The 22,272-nt window shown below is 65.1% G+C and carries 16 protein-coding genes and 2 pseudogenes; all 18 read left to right on the top strand.

Translation table 11 applies throughout. From position 1 onward, the window contains the following. Positions 1-43 precede the first annotated feature (43 nt). The 18 genes and pseudogenes from ROR02_RS00085 to ROR02_RS17335 all read left to right on the top strand — a co-directional run bounded on the left by ROR02_RS00085 (position 44) and on the right by ROR02_RS17335 (position 22,209). Entirely contained in the window at positions 44-2,212 is a 2,169-nt protein-coding gene (locus ROR02_RS00085; protein WP_147161962.1) for a HAMP domain-containing methyl-accepting chemotaxis protein, read from the top strand. A gap of 396 nt (positions 2,213-2,608) precedes the next feature. Next, entirely contained in the window at positions 2,609-3,154 is a 546-nt protein-coding gene (locus ROR02_RS00080; RefSeq protein WP_147161961.1) for a chemotaxis protein CheW, read from the top strand. Positions 3,155-3,389: 235 nt separating this feature from the next. Next, positions 3,390-3,884, top strand: a pseudogene (locus ROR02_RS17520) (MCP four helix bundle domain-containing protein); the annotation flags it as partial. A gap of 468 nt (positions 3,885-4,352) precedes the next feature. Then, positions 4,353-5,447: pseudogene (locus tag ROR02_RS17515) on the top strand (methyl-accepting chemotaxis protein); the annotation flags it as partial. Positions 5,448-5,533: 86 nt separating this feature from the next. Further along, on the top strand, positions 5,534-6,082 hold the full coding sequence (locus ROR02_RS00070) for a chemotaxis protein CheW (protein ID WP_147161959.1): 549 nt from the start codon (positions 5,534-5,536) through the stop codon (positions 6,080-6,082). Next, the gene (locus ROR02_RS00065; RefSeq protein WP_147161958.1) at positions 6,018-6,941 is read left to right on the top strand and encodes a CheR family methyltransferase; all 924 of its coding nucleotides are present in this window, start codon (positions 6,018-6,020) and stop codon (positions 6,939-6,941) included. Before ROR02_RS00070 ends, ROR02_RS00065 begins: the two co-directional genes overlap by 65 nt. Positions 6,942-6,957: 16 nt before the next feature. Next, positions 6,958-8,094: a protein-glutamate methylesterase/protein-glutamine glutaminase gene (locus ROR02_RS00060; RefSeq protein ID WP_147161957.1), complete on the top strand. Its 1,137-nt coding sequence runs from the start codon at positions 6,958-6,960 to the stop codon at positions 8,092-8,094. A gap of 44 nt (positions 8,095-8,138) precedes the next feature. Continuing rightward, positions 8,139-8,657, top strand: a complete 519-nt coding sequence (locus tag ROR02_RS00055; protein ID WP_147161956.1) for a chemotaxis protein CheD — start codon at positions 8,139-8,141, stop codon at positions 8,655-8,657. 57 nt (positions 8,658-8,714) lie between these two features. Then, positions 8,715-10,574: a hypothetical protein gene (locus tag ROR02_RS00050; protein WP_147161955.1), complete on the top strand. Its 1,860-nt coding sequence runs from the start codon at positions 8,715-8,717 to the stop codon at positions 10,572-10,574. A 260-nt stretch (positions 10,575-10,834) separates the two neighbouring features. After that, positions 10,835-11,857 (top strand): helix-turn-helix transcriptional regulator, encoded by a 1,023-nt coding sequence (locus ROR02_RS00045; protein ID WP_147161954.1) that lies wholly within the window; start codon positions 10,835-10,837, stop codon positions 11,855-11,857. 119 nt (positions 11,858-11,976) lie between these two features. Next, complete coding sequence (locus ROR02_RS00040; protein WP_147161953.1) at positions 11,977-14,199, top strand: TonB-dependent receptor; 2,223 nt, start codon at positions 11,977-11,979, stop codon at positions 14,197-14,199. Positions 14,200-14,214: 15 nt separating this feature from the next. Beyond that, positions 14,215-15,048 (top strand): class I SAM-dependent methyltransferase, encoded by an 834-nt coding sequence (locus ROR02_RS00035; protein WP_147161952.1) that lies wholly within the window; start codon positions 14,215-14,217, stop codon positions 15,046-15,048. Beyond that, complete coding sequence (locus tag ROR02_RS00030; protein ID WP_147161951.1) at positions 15,038-16,273, top strand: MFS transporter; 1,236 nt, start codon at positions 15,038-15,040, stop codon at positions 16,271-16,273. Before ROR02_RS00035 ends, ROR02_RS00030 begins: the two co-directional genes overlap by 11 nt. Further along, positions 16,270-18,057, top strand: coding sequence for an ABC transporter ATP-binding protein (locus ROR02_RS00025; RefSeq protein WP_147161950.1), 1,788 nt, complete (start codon positions 16,270-16,272; stop codon positions 18,055-18,057). Before ROR02_RS00030 ends, ROR02_RS00025 begins: the two co-directional genes overlap by 4 nt. Further along, the gene (locus ROR02_RS00020) at positions 18,054-19,853 is read left to right on the top strand and encodes an ABC transporter ATP-binding protein (RefSeq protein WP_170244887.1); all 1,800 of its coding nucleotides are present in this window, start codon (positions 18,054-18,056) and stop codon (positions 19,851-19,853) included. The genes ROR02_RS00025 and ROR02_RS00020 overlap by 4 nt, the downstream gene beginning before the upstream one ends. Positions 19,854-20,096: 243 nt before the next feature. Next, positions 20,097-20,972, top strand: a complete 876-nt coding sequence (gene exbB / locus ROR02_RS00015) for a tonB-system energizer ExbB (RefSeq protein WP_281290976.1) — start codon at positions 20,097-20,099, stop codon at positions 20,970-20,972. A 2-nt stretch (positions 20,973-20,974) separates the two neighbouring features. After that, positions 20,975-21,397 carry a TonB system transport protein ExbD gene (gene exbD, locus ROR02_RS00010; protein WP_147161948.1) on the top strand — a complete coding sequence of 141 codons (423 nt, stop codon included), beginning with the start codon at positions 20,975-20,977 and terminating at the stop codon, positions 21,395-21,397. Continuing rightward, on the top strand, positions 21,394-22,209 hold the full coding sequence (locus ROR02_RS17335) for an energy transducer TonB family protein (protein ID WP_147161947.1): 816 nt from the start codon (positions 21,394-21,396) through the stop codon (positions 22,207-22,209). Before exbD ends, ROR02_RS17335 begins: the two co-directional genes overlap by 4 nt. Positions 22,210-22,272: the final 63 nt, after the last annotated feature.

The raw sequence follows: 22,272 nt of genomic DNA, 5'->3' as shown, positions 1-22,272 counted from the left end.
CGGCTCAAAGGTCCAGGACCGTCTAAAAAAAGGTGGGATGATCATGCGTATCACGATCAAGACAAAGCTGGCGGCATCGTTCGCCCTCGTGATTCTTCTCGCGGGCGCATCGTCTGTTATTGGCCTGATGGCCATGTCGGACATGAATTCGCGAACGGATTTCATTGTCGAAGATTCTGTTCAAAAAACAAATATTTCATTTCGGATGAAAGCAGAGTTTCTCAATGCGACCCGTGTACTCAGGAATTTTTTTCTGACGGAAGACGAAGGGGAAATGCGTGATTATATCGACCGGATACGCAAAAGTCAGGCCTCCCTGGAAGAAAGCCTGAGTCAAATCTCAAAATTAAGCCGTTCCAGCAAGGACGTGGAAATTGAAGGACGTTTCAGAAAAGGACTTCAGGAATACACAAGCGTAATCAACCAAATCGAGGAGATAGGATTAAAAAACACAAACAAGAAAGCAGAAATTTTATCCGATACAAAGCTCAAGCAGGCAGGTGACGCATTCCTTGCTTCACTGGATGGGATTGAGCAAGGGGCTCAATCCCTTGACAATACAAGGCTTGTTAGCGAATCAAACAGGATTCGTGCCTTGTACTACAGGTTGAGATCAATAGAAAAAGAAATGATCATTTCCACAAACGCCCAGGATTTGGCAGAGCTGGAGCGTGAAGCCCAAAGCGTTGTGGGCATGATCGACGAGAATATCGAATCTCTTCGCGCCAGTACGGTTGGAATAACGGCGTCGACGTATCAGTCCCTCAAAAAAATTTCCTCGACCTATTTGGCGCTTTCCCAGGAACTTCGGGTCCTGGCGAGCCAAAATAGTCGCAATAGTGCCCTTGCAATCATAAAGGCGCAAGGCGCGGCGATTCGAAGCGGTATTGAGGATCCCCTGGAAGACCTGGTCATGGCCAGCCAGGAGGACATGGCCCAGGCCGTTGCCCAGAACGCCGAGGCCTATCGTTCGGTGACCTTCTTGATGATCGGGCTTCTGATCGTCACCATCGTGGTCAGCGTGAGCGTCGCCACCTGGATTGCCTTGTCCATCAGCCGGGGTCTGACCAAGGCGGTGAGCCTGGCCAACGCGGTGTCCCTGGGGGATCTGAGCAACAAGATTTCGGTGAGCAGCCAAGACGAGATCCGGGACCTGATCGACGCCCTCAACACCATGACGGCCAATCTCAACACCATGGCCCAGGTGGCGGACGACATCGCCCAGGGCAACCTGACCGTGACCGCCAAGCGGCAATCCGAAAAGGATGTGCTGGGGATCGCCCTCGAAACCATGCTGGAGCGTTTGCGCACGGTGGTGAGCGAGGCGTTGAGCGCGGCCAACCAGGTTTCCTCGGGCAGTCAGCAGCTTTCCTCGACTTCCGAGGAAATGGCCCAGGGCGCGACCGAGCAGGCCTCGGCCGCCGAGGAGGCTTCCTCGTCAATGGAAGAGATGGTTTCAACCATCAAGCAAAGCGCGGACAACGCCAGCGAAACCGAAAAGATCGCCCGCCAGTCGGCGACCGATGCCGAACTGAGCGGTCAATCCGTTTCCAAGGCGGTCGATGCCATGCGGACCATCGCCCAGAAGATTAACATCGTCCAGGAAATCGCCCGGCAGACCGATCTTCTCGCCCTCAATGCCGCCATAGAGGCCGCGCGGGCCGGCGAGCACGGCAAGGGGTTTGCCGTGGTGGCCTCGGAGGTGCGCAAGCTGGCCGAACGCAGCCAGGCGGCCGCCTCGGAAATCATGGTGCTGTCCTCGGATACCCTGGAAATCTCCGCCGAGGCCGGGCAGATGCTGACCAAGCTGGTGCCCGACATCCGCCGCACGGCGGAACTGGTCGAGGAAATCAGCGCGGCCGCCCGCGAGCAAAACACGGGCGCGGAACAGATCAACACCGCCATTCGCCAGCTTGACCAGGTCACGCAGCAAAACGCCAGCGCCTCCGAGGAAATGTCGGCGACCTCCGAGGAACTGGCCGCCCAGGCCGAGCAGCTGGAAGCCACGATGGCCTTCTTCCGGATCGAAAACAGCGCCACGATTGCCCCGCAACGGGCCAAACCGCGCTTCACCCCGAAATCCATCCCATCCCCCTCGGAAAAGTCCGCGAAGGCGTCCCAGGGACGGGAAAATTCTTCCGGGGCCACCAAGGGAATCAAACTTGCTCTCGAAGACAGCGACAACGAGGACGAGCATTATCAACGCTATTGATCCGCGCCTCCCTCCTTTTGTCTTGTGGCGAAAGGAGGGAATGACGGATGGCACCTGGCTCCCCTCCCCTGTTTTTCCCCGGCCCCCGTCGCTTGCCGGTCAAAAAAGCTAACGCTGGATAGGTCAAAAACGAACCTGGAGTGAGACCCGAAAAGGGGGAGCCGCTTTTCGGATAGGTCGAACGTCAAAACAAAAAGTGAGAGCGCCGTGTCCGGATCCGGGTGAACGCACGGTGCTCTGGGTTCAGGATCGTTCTCTTGACACGATGGAGATCAGGACGAAGAATAATCCAAGATACAGCCTTGTTGCGGTATTCGGGCATTTTTCTGTAAAGATGGATCGAATGCCCTATCCCGCCGCTTTCAAAATTCATTCGTGGCACGCTGGAGTGAAAGGATGAGCGCAACACGTCTTGATTCAGGGGAGGCCCTGGATTCGGCACCTCCCCTTCCCTCCCTGGAGCGTTCCTATGTAACGGTTGGGATCGACCAGGAGATTTTCGCTCTCGACGTCGCGCATGTTCGCGAAATTCTGGATCCCCAACCGTTTACCCGCCTGCCCGACATGCCGCCTTCCCTCCGCGGGCTGATTGATGTGCGAGGCCAGGGGATTCCCGTTTTTGATTTACGCATCAAATTCGGTTTGCCGCCGGGCGAGGGAACACCTCACACCCGGATCGTGGTGCTGGAGATTCCCCGCGCGCAAGGAGCGGTCGTGCTGGGAGCCCTGACCGACCGGGTGTTCGAGGTCGCGGCCCTGGATGACACCGGGATCGAGCGCCCGGCCGAACTGGGAACACGCTGGCGTTCGGAAGCCGTGGCGGGGTTGGGACGGCGCAACGGACGTCTGGTTATCATCCTCGACATTGCCCATGTATTCACTTTGAAGGACCTGACTGCCGCTTCCTCCAATCAATCCGGGAGCGATTTTTCGCTGGATTAAACCTGGACCGGAAGAAGCCCACGCTGTGCGGTCGTTGATGTTTCGCGGGATCCGGGGGCGGGCTGACCCTGTCCGGAACCACCTTGAAACACCGACGTTTTTTATTGTGGCCGGCCCAGGCCGGGCCAGCTCCGTTTCGCCGGGATGCCCGCGCCTTTCCGCGGGAGGACTCATCTCGCCTCTGCCCGTCGTTCCGCGTCCTCGCGGGCGCCCCCAAAAGACGTAGGGGAAGACCATGCGCTTTACAATCAAGGCCAAACTCGCCATTTCCTTTGCCATTGTGATTATTCTGGCCGGCGCGTCCTCCCTTTTGGGAATTCGGGCGATGCAGAAAATGCACGATGGTACCGTATTTATTGTTGAAAACGCGGCTCGCAAGGCCTCGCTCACCATGGAGGCTCGGGAATCCTTTCTTGAGTTCAGCCGCGCGGTGCGCACGGCCCTTATCGCCGAGGACGAAGCCCAGGTTCAAAGGCAGCGAAATCTTGCCGCAGAAAAGATACACGCGACCGAGACAAGCCTGGAAGCCATTCGCCCGCTTCTTATTACGGAGGAAGGGCGCGAGCAGCTTCAGAACATCACTGATCTTCTTGAGCAATCCGGTGATCTGACCAAAAGGGTGATGGACCTTCTTTCCCAGGATACGATTGCGCACGCGTTGCAAATGATTGAAGGCAAGGGCCGGGATCTGTCACAGCAGATCGAGGGAACCCTTGAAGGGCTGGTCCAGCGCTCGGATTCCCTTGGCAACACCCGCACGGCTCTTGCCGCCCTTCGGGTTCAAGGCCTGTTTCGCCTGCTTGAGAAGCAAGAGCGCGTGCTGTTGATGAACAAGGACGAGAAGGCGCTGGCGGCGCTCAACGACGAGGCGGAGAAAACCCTGTCTTCCCTCATGGCGGCCGTGTCCGGCCTGGAGGAAGCCCTTTCCGGCCAGGCTTCCAACGACATGCGGATCTTGAGTTCAACGGTGTCTGCCTACGCCGACCTTTCCCGCCAGGCCCGCGCCCTTGCCCTGCAGAGCACCCGGCACAAGGCCATCACGCTGCTGGCGACGGAAGGGGCTCAGATCAACCAGAAAATCGAGACGCCGATCCAAAGCCTGGTCCAGGCCGCGAAGACCCAGATGGCCGAGGAGGCTCAGGCCAACGAACAGTCCTACAAGTCGATCAGCACGGTGATGCTCGTCATTCTCGTGGCCTCCGTTTTGATCAGCATCACGGTTGCCTTGCTCATCGCGATTTCCATCAGCCGGGGCCTGACCAAGGTGGTCGGGCTTGCCCATGTTGTATCCAATGGCGATCTTACCCAGAATGTTAGCGTGTCGGCCAACGACGAGATCAAGGATCTGGTCACCTCGCTGAACACCATGACCACCACGCTGCGGTCCATCGTTGGCGAGGCCCTGGGGGCCGCGCGGCAGGTGTCGGCGGGCAGTCAGCAACTGTCCTCGACCGCCGAGGAGATGGCGCAAGGGGCAACCGAGCAGGCCTCGGCGGCCGAGGAGGCTTCCTCGTCCATGGAGGAAATGGCCGCCACCATCAAGCAAAGCGCCGAAAACGCCAGCGAAACCGAAAAAATCGCCCGCCAGTCCGCATCCGATGCCGAAACGAGCGGCCAGGCCGTTTCCAAAGCCGTGGAAGCCATGCGCACCATCGCCGAGAAAATCATCATTGTGCAGGAGATCGCCCGCCAGACCGACCTTCTCGCGCTCAACGCGGCCATTGAGGCGGCGCGCGCCGGTGAGCATGGCAAGGGGTTTGCCGTGGTGGCCTCGGAGGTGCGCAAGCTGGCCGAACGCAGTCAGGCGGCGGCGTCGGAAATCATGGTGCTGTCGTCCGACACCTTGTCGATTTCGGCCGAGGCCGGGCAGATGCTGACCAAGCTGGTCCCCGACATCCGGCGCACCGCGGAACTGGTCGAGGAAATCAGCGCCGCGGTGCGTGAGCAGAACACGGGCGCCGCGCAAATCAACACCGCCATCCGCCAGCTTGACCAGGTTACTCAGCAAAACGCCAGCGCTTCCGAACAAATGTCGGCGACGTCCGAGGAACTGGCCGCCCAGGCAGAACAGCTGGATGGCACGATGAGCTTCTTCAAGATTGGTGGAGAGGAAGTCAAATCCTCTTCTTCTTTCCACGCCAGTCCCTCTCGGGGAACCCAGGCCCACCCCTCTCTTCCCGTCAAGCGCTTAAATAAGCCCCACAGCCAAGAGAAAAGCGCATCCCTCTCCAAAGGCATTTCGCTGACCCTTGACGAAGGAGATAAGGAAGACGAACAATACCAGCGTTATTAAAGTCTCGTCCCTATTGGAAGAAGGGGCCTTGCCTGGTCCCTTCCCTTCCAGCCGGCGGGCTTGTTTCGCGCGAAAGGGTGATGGCGATGAGCGCTACGCTGCCTGTTGCCGGACGAACAAGGGATGCGGTTCCGTCAACAACCGCGACAACCAGCGTGCCGGCCTCGGATCGCCCCTATGTCACGGTTGGCCTCGACCAGGAAACCTTTGCCCTGGACGTGACTCATGTCCGCGAGGTGCTGGATCCTCAACCCTTCATCCGCCTGCCCGACATGCCGCCCGCGATGCGAGGCATCATTGACGTGCGCGGGCATGGCATTCCCGTTTTCGATTTGCGGATGAAATTCGGCCTGCCACCGGTCGAGCAAACCGCCCATACCCGCATCGTCGTGTTTGAAATCCCCCGCGGCGGCCGGCCGGTCACCCTGGGGGCTCTCACCGACCGGGTGTTCGAAGTGACGGCCTTGGATGAAACAGGCATCGAGCGCCCGGCCGAGTTGGGAATGCGCTGGCGATCCGAAGCCGTCGCGGGCCTGGGGCGGCGCAAGGGGCGCCTGGTCATCATTCTGGATGTCACGCGTGTGTTCGACTTCAGCGAACTGTCCGTGGCGGCTTGCGATGCCTCGCCCCCGTGAGACCCTCTCTTCTTCCGCCTCGCTGTCGGACGACACCTTGCCTCCCAAGGTGTTTCGTTCCCTCGCGGAATTGATCGAAGAAGAAATCGGGATTCGCCTGCCCGAATCAAAAAAGACCCTTGTTGAAAGCCGGCTGCGCAGACGACTTCGCCCCTTGGGATTGCAGAATCTAAAGGAGTACGCGAGCCAGTATCTGGAAACAGACCTCCTTTACGTTGAATTTCCCGACCTTATCAACGCGCTGACCACGAACAAGACTGATTTTTTCAGGGAAAAATCCCATTTCGACCTTCTTTCGGAAAAGGTCATTCCTTCTTTTTTGCACGAAGGGATGGGACGGCTGCGTCCGTTACGGATTTGGAGTGTGGCGTGCTCGATCGGAGCCGAACCGTATACCCTTGCCATGGTCCTGGCCGAGCACGCCCGTCTCACCCCTGGGTTCCAATATACCATCCGAGGGTTTGACATCGATTCCGAGGCGCTGTTCAAAGCCCGCCGCGCGATCTACGACCTGAACTACCTCGACCCGATTCCCGAGACCTTGCGATCGCGCTATCTCCTGCGGGCCCGGGCGGCCAACAACCACACTTTTCGCATCGCCCCCGAGCTACGCCGGAAGGTTCAATTTTTCCCCCTGAACGTGCTGACCCCCGAATGGCCGGATGAAGAAACAGCCGATATCATCTTTTGCCGGAACGTGCTCATATACTTTAATAGACCAAAGCAACAGCGAGCCCTGGAAGGCCTCTGCGCGCGGTTGCGTTCGGGCGGGGTCTTGTTCGTGGGACATTCCGAGTCCCTGCAAGGGTTGACCCTGCCCGTGCGTCCGTTCGCGTCCGCCGCCTACCAGCGCCTGTAACCCGCAAGGATCGCCCATGAGCAGCGTTCCCAAATCCCGGATCAAGGTTCTTGTGATCGACGATTCCGCGTCGGTCCGGCAAACCATGACCGATATCCTCACCGAGGACCCCGACATCGAAGTGGTGGGCACGGCGGGAGACCCCTACATCGCGGCGCGCCGGCTGAGCCAGGTGGTGCCCGATGTCATCACGCTGGACATCGAAATGCCGCGCATGGACGGCATCACCTTTTTGCACAAGCTGATGGACCAGCACCCGCTGCCCGTGGTGATCTGCTCCTCGCTGGCCGCCGATGGCACCCAGGCCCTGACCCAGGCCCTGGAGGCGGGGGCCGTGACCGTGATCGCCAAGCCGGTTACCGGAACGCGTCAGTTCCTCCTGGAATCAAGTATTAGTATCCGCGATGCCGTGAAGGCGGCGGCGCAGGCCGACGTGGCCCGGTTTCGGGCGTTGCGCCGCTCCCTGGCCGACGCCCCGGCGCCCAAGCTCACGGCCGACGTGATGGTTCCCCCGCCCCACGCCCGGGCGAAAATCGCGAAAACCACCGACAAGGTGGTTTGCGTGGGCGCCTCGACCGGGGGCACCGAAGCCCTGCGGATCTTGTTGCAGGACATGCCCCAGGACTGCCCCGGGGTGGTGATCGTGCAACACATGCCCGAGCATTTCACCCGCGCCTTCGCCGACCGGCTGAACAGCCTGTGCGCGATCGGGGTCAAGGAGGCCCGCGACGGGGATCCGGTTTTGCGCGGGCACGCGCTGATCGCGCCCGGCAATCACCACATGCTGCTGCGCCGCGATGGCGCGCGCTATTCGGTGCAGATCAAGGAGGGCCCCTTGGTGAGCCGTCACCGTCCTTCGGTGGATGTGCTGTTCCGCTCGGCGGCCAGCGCGGCGGGGGCGAATGCGATTGGCGTTATTTTAACCGGCATGGGCGACGATGGCGCGCGTGGTCTGCTGGAAATGCACGGCGCGGGCGCGTTGACCATGGCCGAGGATGAATCCACCTGCATTGTGTTTGGAATGCCCAAGGAGGCCATCGCCGCCGGAGCCGTTGATCGGGTTGTTCCGCTGAACCGGATGGCGCGTGAAATCATGCGCGGGTATGCCGAAATGAACGCCTCGCTGATCCACCCTCAGGAGATGCCCCGTTGAGGTCTCCCGATGGCACTGCGTGGATTCCGGAACCACTCGCGTCCGTGGAACAGCGCGTTCCCTCGCGCTTCATTGGACCGGGAGATGTGTATTGCAGCCGCATCCCCCATCTGGTCACCACCATTTTGGGATCATGCGTCGCGATTTGCCTGTATGATCCCGAACTGGGCATCGGGGGCATGAACCACTTCGTCCTCCCCTTCCACCCCAACGGCGAGGCCCCTTCCACGCGCCATGGCGATCACGCCACCGCCACCTTGATCCGTCGTCTCAGCACCCTGGGCGCCGATCCCAGCCGGCTTCACGCCAAGATTTTTGGTGGCAGCGTGATGTTGATCGGCAGGAATGATCAAAATCCTTCATCCTCCTTAAACGTGGGAGCGCGCAATGTTGCCCTGTCGCGGGCTCTTCTGGCTGAACGAGGCATCCCCATCAAACGCGAATGTGTGTTGGAACCCTCTGGATTAATGATCAAAATGCTCACGTCGTCGGGGGATGTCTGGGTCCGCAAGGTGGGAACGGCGTCCTTTTCCGCCAAATCCCGGGAGGCTTCTCCCTCCTGACCGATTTCCGTGGTCTCCTTTCGTCCCTTGCCCGTTTGAGGTCCCGTGATGAATCAGATGGCGTTGTCCTCCCCCTCTTCCGGTGTTCTTCATCCGGAGACGGGTTCCGCCGAAGAGGTCAACAACACGTGGTCCACGCGTATCGGGCAGGTCCGTGGCGAGCTTGATGCCCTGCGCGCCCCGTGCGAACAGAGCTTCCTGACCGTGGGCGAGGAACTGGCCGTGGCGCACCGCACTACCCGGTCCCTCGCGGAAGGCGCGGCCGACCTGAGCGAAGTCTTCAGCCAGGGCGAACTGATGGAGCAGGCCCGGCGTCTGGAAGGCGACCTCAGGGCCCTTGAGCAAACCCTGGCCACGTCCAGCAACGAAGCCGGCCTTTCCACCATCAACAAGGCGGCCCAGGGCATTGGCGGTTCGGTCGAGGCTCTGGGCAAGCTGCTGGTCCAGGTGCGCATGCTGGCCATGAACGCCCGCATCGAGGCGGCGCAGCTTTCCGGCCTGGGGATGGATTTCGCCGTGTTCACCCGCGAAATCGGACGGCTCGCCGATCGGGGCGAAAAAAGCATTGGCATCATCACCGGCACCTTGCGCACGTTGCGGGACTCTCTTGAACGAGCCCTTGAGCTTCAAAACACCATGGGAGAGCAGCACCGCAAGGACCTGGAAGGGATTCACGATCGTTTGCGCCTGGCCATCGACACCTTGCATCAGCGCCGGGAGGTGGCCCGCCAGACCCTGAGCCTGCTGCCATCCCACCTGGAAAAGGCCCGCCGTTCGGTGTCGGAGGTTGTGAGCGCCCTTCAGATCGCCGACATGACCCGCCAGCGCGTTGAACATGTTGAAGAAGCGCTCAACACGGTTTTGGAAGTCCTGGCCGAGCAACGGGCCGACGAGGACATGGGCGGACAGCGGCGCCACATCATGGTCAACGCCCTGTGCGATCTCCAGTCCCGGCAGCTTGCGGTGATCCGGGATGATTTCGAGGCCAAGGCGCGGATCATCGAAAGCAATCTGTTTGCCCTGGGCCATGGGGTCGAGGCGCTGCGCGGCGGCGTCACCCGCCTGCATGCCTCGGGACACGAGGAAGAAGGCGGCAAGGCCTTTCTCACCGACCTGGAACAGGATCTGGAAAGCGCCCAGGCCATCTTGGAGCGTTACCAGGCCGCCCGACGCGAAACCGAGGCCAGCATGGGCACCGTGGCGGCCATGACGGGAGAAATCGCCCAGACGGTGGCCGCCATTAATGAAATCGATGCCGAGATGCACCTGATCGGCCTCAACGCCTCGATCAAATGCGGCAACCTGGGCACCCGGGGACGGGTTCTAACCGTGATCGCCAGTGAGTTGCAGGCCTTTGCCCGACAGACCCGGGCGCTGGCCGTGGAAATCGGCGGGCGCCTGGGCGACATTTCCGAGGTGTCGGCAACCCTGGGCACCCCGGTCGCCGGAAACGAGGGCCAGGATCTGCTCACCGGGCTCGGGACGGCCATTCAGGCTTTCCTCGCCACCTTGACCCGGGTCATGGAGGAAACGGAACAGCGTCTTGCCGGACTTCAAGAGCAGACCGAGGCCCTGGAGCACTCTCTTGACAACACCTTGCGCAATTTCACCATCCGCCAGCGCATGACCGAGGTCTTTACCCGTGCCGCCACGCAACTCGACGGGATTGCCCAGGCCTGCCGTCCGGCCGTGAACGGCCCCGCCCTTGACGAAGCCCGCCGCGAGGTTCTGGAGTTTCTTCACCAGCATTACACGATGGTCAACGAGCGCGAGGTGCATGAAGCGTTGTTCGGCGCCTCGCCCGCCAGCGCGTCTTCTCCCCCCTCCCCGTCCGCCCCCTCCCCATCCGCCATGGCGCCTTCCCCGGCCGGATCGCCTCCGGCCGGGGAGCCGGATATTTCGGATTTTCTGTTTTAAAGCATCGTGCGTTGAACCGGGTCGGGGCGCGGCCTCGCTTCAAGCCTTTGTTTTTACGTCCGATTTATCCGAGAAGGCAAACTCGGGCAAAGGGATTGAGAGGCTTTGCGCCTCAAGCTGAAGCCAATGGATCCCCGGGTGCCTGGCCCGGGTGGACTTGCGAGTGCGTCGCATTTCTGGCATGACCTTTCCCAGACAAGGAGAGCCCCCCCGGCAGATCCCTTCCCCACGTCGCACCGGGAAAGGGGACAGGAAAATTCATGACCCTTCGCGCGCCCCCTCCCTCGCCCGCCGCGCCCGCCGCACCCGATCAGGCGGGTTTGTTCGACGACCTCCTGCGCCATTACGATGCGCTTTGGGAAACGCAAGAAGGGCCCTGTTCGTGCCGGGGGGACATGTCCTTGGACCTGGCGCCAGCGTTGGCCCACGGACGGGTCCAGGTCCACAGCCTGGGCAACGGGCTCACGGTCACGGTTTCCGATTATCACCTTCATCATGACCTGGAGGAATCCTACACGGTCCCCGGCCCCCCCCTTGGCTTCAGCATCCTGATCGATGGCGGGTTTGATCTCTCGCTGCCGGCGATGGACCTGAACCGGCGGGTGAACGCGGGCGACATCTGGGTACGGGCCGGCGCTCTTGGCGTCTTGCACACCCATACCTCCCGGGGGCAGCGCATGCGTGGTGTTTCCATCGACGTGCCGGCCTCGTACCTGGCGCGATGGCGCGAGGAAGCGCCGGGCGGACTCAATCCGGCCCTCGCCCCGGTCCTGGCCGGAGACGGCGCCGCGTGCCGGCCCTGCCCGTGCGCGGATCCGGCCGTCCTGGTTCTGGCGTGCCGGCTCGCGGCGTGCGACACCAACGGTGCGTGCGGACGCCTGCGCGCCGAGGCCCTGACCTTGGACCTGCTGGCCCATCTGCTTGCTCCCCCGGAAGCCGTCTCCCCGTGCGCCGTTCCCGCCAGGCGCCGCCGCGATGGCGCCCTGGATACCGCCTACGAGATCCTGCGCGCGGAATACCTGTCGCCCCCCACCATCCTGGAACTGGCCCGTCGGGTTGGTCTCAACGAGTGTTACCTCAAGGCCGGCTTTCGCGAACGCTTCGGCACGTCCATCGCTTCGTGCGTGCGCACCTTGCGCATGCAAGAAGCCCGACGCCTGATTGAAACCCAGGGCCATGGCGTCCAGCAAGCGGCCCTGGCCGTTGGCCTGTCCAACCCCGGCCATTTCTCGGCGGCCTTTCGCAAGGTTCATGGCTGCGTGCCTTCCAAGCTCCTCCCGTGAGGATCGGAGCTTGTGGTTTTTCCCGACCGGAGTGGTGTTCCTCCCGATCCGAGTAGCCCGACCCTCGGCGAGCGATTAAGAGTCGCTCGCAACATCTCCTTGAGAACGAGGGTTCCTTGATGTCCTTACGCCCTTGCGGTCCCCTCCCGCGTCCCTTTCGCGGACACCGCCCGCGCTGGCCGTCCCTGGCCTCGGCGGGGCTTTTGTCCCTGGGTACCGTGCCTTCTTCCCTGGCCTTCGCCGCCGGGGATGCGCCGGCTCCGGCCGACGAGACCATTGTTTTGGATTCCGTGAGGGTCACGGCGCGCCGGGCCGAGGAAGACGCCCGCGACGTTCCCTTCAGCTTGTCGGTTCTGGGCGGCGAGGCCATCGAGGCCAAGGGGAGCGGGTCCCTGGAATCCCTCCTCAGTGGAACCCCGGGGCTGGGCATCAGCACCTATGGCGACAGTAACAACGCCAACGTCAAGATTCGCGGCGTGGGCTCGCTCAACCGCGTGGGCGGCGATGACAGTTCGGTGGTTCTTTACCAGGACGGCATGCCCGATAGCGTGTCGGGCCTGTCCAGCCGCACCTTCGACATGGAGCGCATCGAGATCCTCAAGGGACCGCAAGGAACCTTGTACGGCCGCAATTCCGAGGCCGGCGCCATCACCTTGACCTCGCGCCGCCCCGGCGACACCCTGGAAGGCACCTTGCGCGCCGAGGGAGGCTCGCGCTTTTATCGCATGACCGAAGGCGCGGTGGGCGGCCCGCTGGTTGACGCCCTGAAGGGACGCCTGGCCTTTCGCTACAGCGGCCAGGACAGCTGGGTGGACAATGTCCAGACCGGCGAACCCCTTTCCGAGCCCACCGACCTCGGCGTGCGCGGCATCCTGGCCTGGGAACCGGGCCCGGACACCAGCCTGACCCTGATCGGTCAGCACGACCGTTTTTCCGGCAATATCGGGCTGATGATCCCGCGGCCCTATGGCGAGGACCCCACCGCCGATTATCCCGACGGCAGCGTGGACGAACGCAAGGATGCCACCCGTTTTTCCGCCGAGCTGACCCACACCTTTGGGGGCGCGGTGGCCACGCTGTTCAGCGGTTACACACGCAGCGACTACACGACCGAAAGCCCGCTCTACGAAGGCACCACCTATGGCCGGCTGATCGGCATGGTGCCGGACTCCAACCGCCGCTACATTCTGGGCCGGGATGCCTTCAATCAGGAAATCCGCCTGTCCTCGCGCCCGCAAGACAAGGTGTTCTGGGTGGCGGGGGCGAATTACTACAAGTCAACCCGCACTGTTGATACCCGCGACAGTTACGACAGCTTCTACCCCGGGAATCCCTTCAACGCCACCATCGACCGCGAGATCTCGGTGGACAGCGGCGCCGTGTTCGGCGAGGTCACCTATCCCCTGACCGAGGCCCTGAAACTGACGGCGGGCCTGCGCCAGACCTGGGAACACAAAAGCTATGAAAGCCGTTGGGTGGCCAATGCCAGCAACCCCAACCCCATCCGCAGCCATATCGACAGGCAAAGCCTTTCCGACAGCTACACCACCGGGCGCCTGGGCCTGGGCTATGACCTGAGCCCCGAGGTCACGGTTTATGGCCTGTACGCCCGGGGCTACAAATCGGGAGACTGGGGCGATTTCGGCACCAACGCACCCTTGGGCCTCGCCGACGATCCCTACAAGGCGGCCACGGTCGACAGTTACGAACTGGGCTTGAAGTCTTCGTTCCTGGACGGCCGCGCGACCCTCAACGTTGCCGGTTTCTTCAATCAAAGCAAGGATGACCACCTCATCCTCTTTGATACCGTGACCTACGCGACCCAGGCCAGGAACTTCGATACCCAAAGCATGGGCGTGGAAATGGAGGGATCCTGGCGCCTGGGCCACGGCTTCACCCTGGGGGGCAGCGCGGCCTACACCCATGCCACCATCACCAAGGTGCCCGGGTCCTCGAGCACCGCCGTGGCCCGGGGCAACAAGGTGCCGGAAACCCCGGCCTGGGGCTGGAGCCTTTCCCTGTCCCACGAACAGGATCTGCCCGATTTCCTGTTCTTCAAAAACCCCAGTTTGGTAACGTCCCTGCAAAACAAGCATGTGGGACAACGCGCGGCGGATCCCGAAAACAATTTCGATCTGCATGCCTACAACAAGGTCGATCTTCGGGTTGGCGTCAGCAGTGACGCGGCTGATTTCTACGTGCGGGCCGAAAACCTGCTCGATGAGCGCTACGATCTTTATGGCTATTACTACCCCGCGATGATGGCCGGGGGCGCGGATGCCACCATCGGCTGGCCCGCTCCCGGCCGCAGCATCATCGTTGGCGCCGCCTACCACTTCTAATCCGGAGCCTCCCCCATGACCGTCACGCCCTGCCCCCTCACCGGGGTGCCGGAAACCATGCTGTGGACCCTTCACAACCGGGCCAACGAGGCCGCGCGCCCCGATGGCGTGCTGAAGGACGAGATGGCCCGGCGCATTTACCGCAGCATCGACTATGACTACGAACGCTCCTTCGGCAAGGCCGACCCATCGCACGGCGTGCGCTCGGCGGTGTTCGACGCCGATCTGCGCGCCTTTCTCGCCCGGCACCCCGACGGGGTGATCGTCAACCTGGGGGAAGGCCTGGAAACCCAGCGCTTCCGGGTGGAAGGCGATCGGGCCTTGTGGATCTCGGTCGACGTGCCCGAGGCCATCGCGATCCGGGAACGGTTCATCACCCCCGACGAGACCCACCGTCACGTGCCCTTGAGCGTGCTTGATCCCGCCTGGTTCGACGCCGTGCCCCCGGGGCGCCCCGTCCGCCTCACGGCCCAGGGCCTGCTCATGTACTTCGAGCCCGACGATCTCGCCCGCCTGCTGCAAGGCATGGCCCATCGCTTCCCGGGCGCGTGGTTCATGTTCGACCACATTCCCCGCTGGTTCTCCAACCGGACCATGCGCGAGCGCGGCTATCGCAAGACCCCCCATTACACCGCGCCCCGCATGCCCTGGGGGATCAACCGCGACGAGATGGTCCCCACCTTGCGCGGCTGGGTGCCTGATCTGGCCGCGATTGAAACCGTGCCCTTTCCCTGGCCCCGGGGCCTCACGCGCTGGATCCTGCGCGCCTGGGAGATCACGCCCGGCCTCAGGAACCATTGCGCGGGCATCACCCGCCTTCGGTTCGCGGACGCCCCCCATGCGAACTAGCCCCACGATCAGCCCCCGGCCCGGCCGACCGCGCGTGCCCTGGGCGCTGCTGGGCAGCTTGTACATGACCCAGGCCCTGAGCCTGGGCTTCTTCTTCGTGGCGCTGGCCGCGATCTTGCGCTCGGGCGGTGCCTCGCTGGCTCAACTGGGGCTGATCAGCGCCCTGGGGCTGATGTGGGCGCTCAAGGTCTTGTGGGCGCCTTTGGTGGACCGCTGGGCGTGGGGGCGGCTGGGGCACGAACGCGGCTGGGTGATCGCGATGCAAGGGGCCATGCTCCTCACCTTGCTTGCGCTGATGCGCTTCGATCCCCTCGCGGATTTCGCCGTGGTTTACGCCCTGAGCCTGCTGCTCTCGGTCCTGGCGGCAACCCAGGACGTGGCCACCGACGCCCTGGCCTGCCGCCTGCTGCCCGCCGGCCAGCGCGGCCTGGGCAACGCGGTCCAGGTGGGGGGCGGCCTGGCCGGGCACATGCTGGGCGGCGGCGTGGTCTTGATGCTCTACCCGCTGGTGGGATGGGCCGGGGCCCTGGCCCTGGTCAGCGCGGGCGTGGCGCTCAGCCTGATCCAGGCCCTGGCCTGGCACGAGCCCGGACACGCCAGGGCCCCCGCGCCCCCCTTCAGCTGGCGCTTGTGGATCGCGCCGGGCGGCGGGCGCTGGTGGGCTCTGCTGGCCCTGTCGGGCGTGGGGCTTGGGGTGACCTGGGCTCTCGTTACCCCCTTGCTGGTGGACGCCGGATGGAGCCTGGAGCGCATCGGGCTGGTGATGAACGGGGTGGGTCCCCTGGTCGGGGTTGGCGCCGCCGCCGGAACCGGCCTGCTGATCCGGGCATGGGGGCGCGGGCCCGTGCTGGGGCTGATGGCGGCGGGCCAGGGCGTGGTGCTGCTGGGCCTGCTGGCCGCCACCACCCCCGCCTTCGCCGAGCCCGCTTTCCTGGTCGTGCTCCCGTTGCTGTTCGTCCTCTACGGCATTCAGATGACGGTTTTGTACACCGTGATGATGGATCACGCCGGTTCCGACGCGCCGGGCGCGGCCATGACCAGCCAATACGCCTTGCACTACCTGTTTACCACCCTGTGGGGCTGGGGGGGCTTGCAGGTGGCCGACCACGCCGGCTTTCCCATGGCTGTCGGGGCCGCGCTGGCGCTGGCCGGCCTGTTCGCCGCGCTGCTGCCGGTCTTGCTGGCGAGACCGCCTTCCCCCCTGATCCCGGAGACCCTGGAATGATCCCGCTTCGCCCCGGCCTGTGGGGCCTGATGGCACCCGTGCGTGGCCGCATCATCCTGGCCATGGCCCTGGCCGCCCTGGGCATGGCCTGTTCGATCACCGCCGTGGTGGCCCTGGCCGCTGTCCTTGACCTTGTGCGTGGCGGCACCCCCGACCTGCCTTTGTTGGACGCGGAGGCCAGCGCGCCCGCCCTGGGCTTTCTCGCCGCCGCCTTGATCCTGGCCGGGCTCAGCTTGCGCACCGTGTCGTTCATCGTGTCGCACCGCGCGGCCTTTGATCTGGAAGAGGGATTGCGCCTGGATCTGGCGGATCATCTGGCGCGCCTGCCCCTGGGGATCTTGATCACCACCGGCCCCGGCGCCCTGACCAAGATCATCCAGGGCGACGTGCGCGCCCTGCACGCCTTTGTCGCCGACAGCACGCCCCTGGTCGCGCGCAACGTGGCCGCCCCGGTGGTGTCGCTGGCGTGGCTGCTGGTGATCGATATCCGCCTGGCCCTGGTGGCGCTGGCCGTGTTCGCGGCGGGCATGATGGCGATGCGCCTTGCCATGAAGGACTACGCCACCTTGCGCCAGCGCTACGACCACGCCCGCGAGGCCATTCAAACGGCGGTGATCGAGTTCGTCCAGGCCATGCCGGTGGTCCGCCTGTTCGACGACGCCAGCACCTCGTTCGGACGCTACCAGCGGGCGCTGGAGGACTTTCGCCTCGTGTTCAAGGGCTGGGTTCAGGCCAGCGGGGTGGCGGGGCGCGTCGCGCTTTTGGTGCTCAGTCCGTTGCCCACCTTGATCACGGTGCTGGCGGTGGGCCTGGTTTTGATGGCCGGGGGCAGCCTGGGCTTTGCCGGGCTGGCGGCGGTGCTGATGCTCAGCACCGGGGTGGCCGACGCCTTGCTGCCGTTGATGTGGATGAGCGAGTTCATTCGCAAGTCACGGGCCGGGGCCTTGCGCATTCACGAACTGGCCCGCGAGCGTCCGTTGCCCGAACCGGCCGCGCCCCGGGTTCCCGCCGATGCCTCGCTGGTTTTCGACGCCGTGCGCTTCACCTACCCCGGGCGGGAAACCCCGGCCCTGGACGGGGTGGGCTTCAGCGTCGCGCCGGGCAGCGTGTGCGCCGTGGTCGGGCCCTCGGGGGCGGGCAAAAGCACGCTCGCCCGCCTGATCCCGCGCTTTTGGGACGTGGACAGCGGGGCGATCCGCGTGGGCGGGGTGGACGTGCGCGAGTGCGCCACCGACACCTTGATGAACCGGGTGTCGTTCGTGTTCCAGGAAACCTTCCTGTTTCACGGCTCGGTTCTTGAAAACATCCGCATGGGCCGCCCCGGGGCCAGCCTGGAGGATGTCCAGGCCGCCGCCCGCGCCGCCCAAATCCACACGTTCATCGAAAGCCTGCCCGAAGGCTACGACACCTTGGTGGGCGAGCGCGGGGCGCGGTTGTCGGGAGGGCAGCGCCAGCGCCTGACCATTGCCCGGGCCTTGCTGCGCGATGCCCCGATCCTGGTTCTCGACGAGGCCACGGCCTTTGCCGACGCCGAGAACGAAACCTTGCTGGTGCAGGCCCTGGCCACCCTGATGCGCGGGCGAACCGTGCTCATCATCGCCCATCGTCTTTCCACCATTCGCGATGCCGACCAGATCGTGGTCCTCGACCAGGGATGCCTGGTCGAACAGGGCCGCCACGACGACCTGCTGGCCCGAAACGGCCTGTACGCCCGCTTGTGGCAGACCCACCAGGCGGCCCGGTCGTGGACCCTTCGCCTTCCCTCTTCCGGAGTCCTGGCATGAGCGCGCCTTCGTCCCCCCTGCCCCGGTTTCGCGACACCTGGCGCCGCCTGCTGGCGGTGGCGGGAGCCGAGGCCCCGCGTTTTCGCCGTGCCGTGGCCTGGTTCAGCCTCGCCGCCGTGGCCCAGGGGCTGGCTTTTTCCTGCCTGTTTCCCCTGTTCGACGCCCTCTTGGGCCCGGCGCCCGACCCGGCGCCCGACTGGGGGCGGGTGGTGTTCTGGCTGCTGGCCATGGTGGCCCTGGCGGCGGCCGATCTTGTGTTGTCGTGGAAGGGGCACGGCTTTGAATACGATGGCACCATTGCCGACGTGACCCACGCCTTGCGCCTCGACCTCGGCCAGCGCCTGCGCGGCATGCCCATGGAGATCCTGGCCCGCCACCGCACGGGAACCCTCAGCGCGACCCTGGGCAGCCACATCGACGAAGTGGTGGTGCCCATGGGCACCTTGTCCCAGGTGATGATCCGCACCCTTGGCGTGCCGCTCACGGTGATCGGGGTCACGGCCCTGTGCATCGATGTTCGTCTGGCGTTGGCGCTGGCGTTGATCTTTCCCCTTGCCGTGCCGCTCTATCGCCATCAGCACCGCCTTGCCGCCCGGGAACGCCGGGACGGGGCCGCCGCCCATGCCCGCGTCGAAGCCGACCTGATCGAATATACCCAAGGGCTCGCGGTGCTGCGCGCCGTGGGCCAGACCGGCGCCCGCGCCCAACGCCTGCGCGCCAGCCTCGCCACCTTGCGGCAGGTTCAACGCGACGCGCTGATGGCCTCGTTGTGGCCGGCGTTGCTGATGTCGGGGCTGATGGAACTGGGGCTGCTGGCGGTTCTCGGCCTGGGCCTCCTGTGGGTTGGGGGGGGATCGCTGTCGCTGGCGGCGGTGGCGGCGTTGCTGATCATCGTCATGCGCCTCGGCGAGCCGCTGGCGCTGTTTTCCGAGCTGACCAAAACCTTCGTTCTCATGGAAGCGGCGCTGGAGCGCATCGAGGTCGTGCGCGCCGCCCGGCCCCTGCCCGTTCTGCCGGCATCCCCCCGGCCCGGCCCCAAGCCCGACGACGCGCCGGCCGTGGCCTTTGAAAACGTGAGCTTCACCTACGCCGGCACCGACACCCCCGCCCTGGTGGATGTCGGGTTTCGCCTGCCGGCCCGCACGCTCACGGCCCTGGTCGGGCCTTCGGGCTCGGGCAAGAGCACGCTCACCCGGTTGTTGCTGCGCCATGCCGACCCCCAGGCCGGAGTGATCCGCCTGCAAGGCGACGATATCCGCACCCTGGCCCCCGAGGCCCTGATGCGCCGGCTTTCGGTGGTGTTCCAGGACGTGCACCTGTTCAACGACACGATCCTGGAAAACATCCGCATGGGCCGGCCCGACGCCAGCGACGAGGCGGTGCGCGAGGCCGCGCGGGCCGCCCATTGCCTGGACTTCATCGACCGCCTGCCCCAGGGCCTGCACACCCCCGTGGGCGACATCGGCGGCAGTCTGTCGGGGGGCGAGCGCCAGCGCCTTAGCATCGCGCGCGCCATCCTCAAGGACGCCCCCCTGGTTCTCCTCGACGAGCCCACCGCCGCCCTGGATACGCAAAGCGAGCGCGTGGTTCAAACCGCGATCGATGCCCTGGTCCAGGACCGTACCGTGATCGTGATCGCCCACCGGCTTTCCACGGTGGTTGGAGCCGATACCGTGCTGGTGTTCGACCAGGGGCGGATCGTTGAACAGGGGGCCCACGCGGATCTTGTCGCCGCCAACGGCCCCTATGCCGCCTTGTGGCGCGCCCAGGAGGAGCGCAAGGCCTGGCATGCCTGAGGCTTTCCCCATGCCATGAAAAAGCGACAGAACAATCCGTTGGAAGCGCGTGCCAAGATCATGCCTCAAGAAGGCGCGCGTTCCGCCCCGCCGCCCGGGGTGTGTTCGATTCTCACTCGCACTTGCAATTTCAGCCGGAAGGTGGTTCCCTGACGCGGGTTAGGGGTTTTCTTCCCCCCGGGGGCGGCCGCCGCCCGCCCGGCGAGGCCGCCCCCCAAAAACCAATCCAACGAGCGCCCCCCGATGACCGACCCCTTGCCTTCCTCCGCCGCCACCCCCCCCGCCGAGGCCTTGCCCGGGCCCACGCCCCCCATGGCCACGCCACCCGGGGGGATCCCCGACGCCTTGCCTTCCGCCGCCACCGAGGCCCTGCCCCTGGCCGCGCCTGCGCCCGTGCCGCCGGGGGGGATCGATGCCGCCTTGCTGCCCCATGATCTTTCGCCGTGGGCGATGTTTCAGAATGCCGATCCCCTGGTGCAGGGGATCATGGTCGGGCTGGCCATCGCCTCGGTGCTGACCTGGACCATCGGGCTCGCCAAGGGGGTGGAACTGGTGCTGGCCCGCCGCCGGACCCGCCAGCTCAGCCGCGCCTTGATGGCCGGCGGCCCGCTGGCCGAGGCGCTGGAGCGCGTCTCGCGGGAGCGCGGACCGGAAACGGTGCTGGCCCACGCCGTGGCCGCCGAGTTGCGCTTGCTGCCGCCGCCCCCCGAGCGTCCGGCCCCGGCCGGGGTGCATCAGCGCATCGCCTCGCGCCTGGGGCGGCTGGAGGCGGCGGCCGGGCGGCGGATGGCGCTGGGCACCGGCCTTCTGGCCACCGTGGGCGCCACCGCGCCCTTCGTGGGGCTGTTTGGCACCGTGTGGGGGATCATGAACAGCTTCATCGGCATCAGCAGGGCGCAAACCACCAATCTGGCGGTGGTGGCGCCGGGCATCGCCGAGGCCCTGCTGGCCACGGCCCTGGGTCTGGCCGCCGCCATTCCGGCGGTGGTGATCTACAACCTGCTGGCCCGGGCGATCACCACCTACCGCGCCTTGTTGGCCGACGTGGTCGCCGACCTGCTGCGCCTGGTTTCGCGGGAGCTGGATCGCCCGGTTCGCGCCCTGGAAGAAAGGGTCTGAGCATGGCCGGTCCCCTTCATGATGGTTCCGAGCTTGGCGAGCTGCATGAAATCAACGTGACGCCGTTCATCGATGTCATGCTGGTTTTGCTGATCATTTTCATGGTCGCGGCCCCGCTGGCGACCGTGGATATCAAGGTTGACCTGCCCTCGTCGGCCGCGCCGCCCCAACCCCGGCCCGACAAGCCCCTGACCCTCACGGTTCAGGCCGACCTGACCTTGGCGGTGGGGGAAACCGTGGTGGCGCTCGACGCCCTGGCCCCGGCGCTGGTGGCGGCCACCGGCGGCGATCGCGAACAGCGGGTGTTCTTGCGCGCCGACAAAACCGTGGACTACGGCGACCTGATGGCGGTCATGGACTCCTTGCGCAGCGCCGGCTACCTGAAGGTGGCCCTGGTCACCCTGGAAGGTGGGGCCCGGCCATGAGCCCGGCGGCCTCGTCGCCGACGGTTGCCGTCCCCTTCGACGAACGGCCCCCGCTGGCATTGTGGGGGTTCAGCCTCGTGGTCGTGCTGGGCGCCCATGCCCTGGCGGCGCTCCCCGGCCCGTCGCCGCGCGTGCCGCCCCCGCCGGCCGAACCCCCGGCGGTTGTGATGCTGGAGCTTACCCCGGCTCCGGCCCCGGCCCCCGCCCCGCCAGAACCGGTTGAGGCGATCGAGGACCCCCCGCCGCCGGCTCCGCCCGAACCTCCTCCGCCCCCCGAACCACCGCCCCCCCCGCCGCCCGAGGCGGTGGCGCCGCCGGTTGTGCAGCCGCCTCCGCCGCCGGTTCCCCCCCGGGTCGAGCGGCCGCGCCCGCCCCGCCAGGAGCCTGTTCGCCACGAGCCGGTGCGCCGGGAGCCGGTTCGCTCCAGCCCGCCGCCCGTTGCCGCCGGCCCCGTCCCGCCTGCGCCCGCACCGGCGGCCGCAGCCGCTCCGGCCCGGGCCAGTCTTCCGGCGGCCTCGCCCAATGCCCTGGCCGCCTGGCAAGGCAAGCTCCTGGCCCACCTGGAGCGCCACAAGCGCTATCCCACGCGGGCACAGCGCCGCCATCAGGAAGGGGTGGCCACGGTTCGCTTTGTTCTCAACCGTCAAGGCGGGGTTGTTTCGTCGCGACTGGAGGCCTCAAGCGGCTACGAGGCCCTGGATGAGGAAAGCCAGGCCCTGCTGGAACGGGCCCAGCCCCTGCCCGTTCCCCCGCCCGACGTGGGCGGCGCGCGTTTGGAAGTGGTGGTGCCGATCCGCTTCTTTTTACGATAAGGCCCGCGCCGCGGCCCCGCCGCCCTGCCCTGACGTTTTTTCGATGCCCTCAAGCGCCGGGCG

The organism is Pararhodospirillum oryzae, assembly GCF_007992075.1.
Classification (GTDB): Bacteria; Pseudomonadota; Alphaproteobacteria; order Rhodospirillales; family Rhodospirillaceae; genus Pararhodospirillum; species Pararhodospirillum oryzae.
Note: the sequence above shows the minus strand (reverse complement) of the source record. Positions and strands in the feature narration are given on the sequence as shown.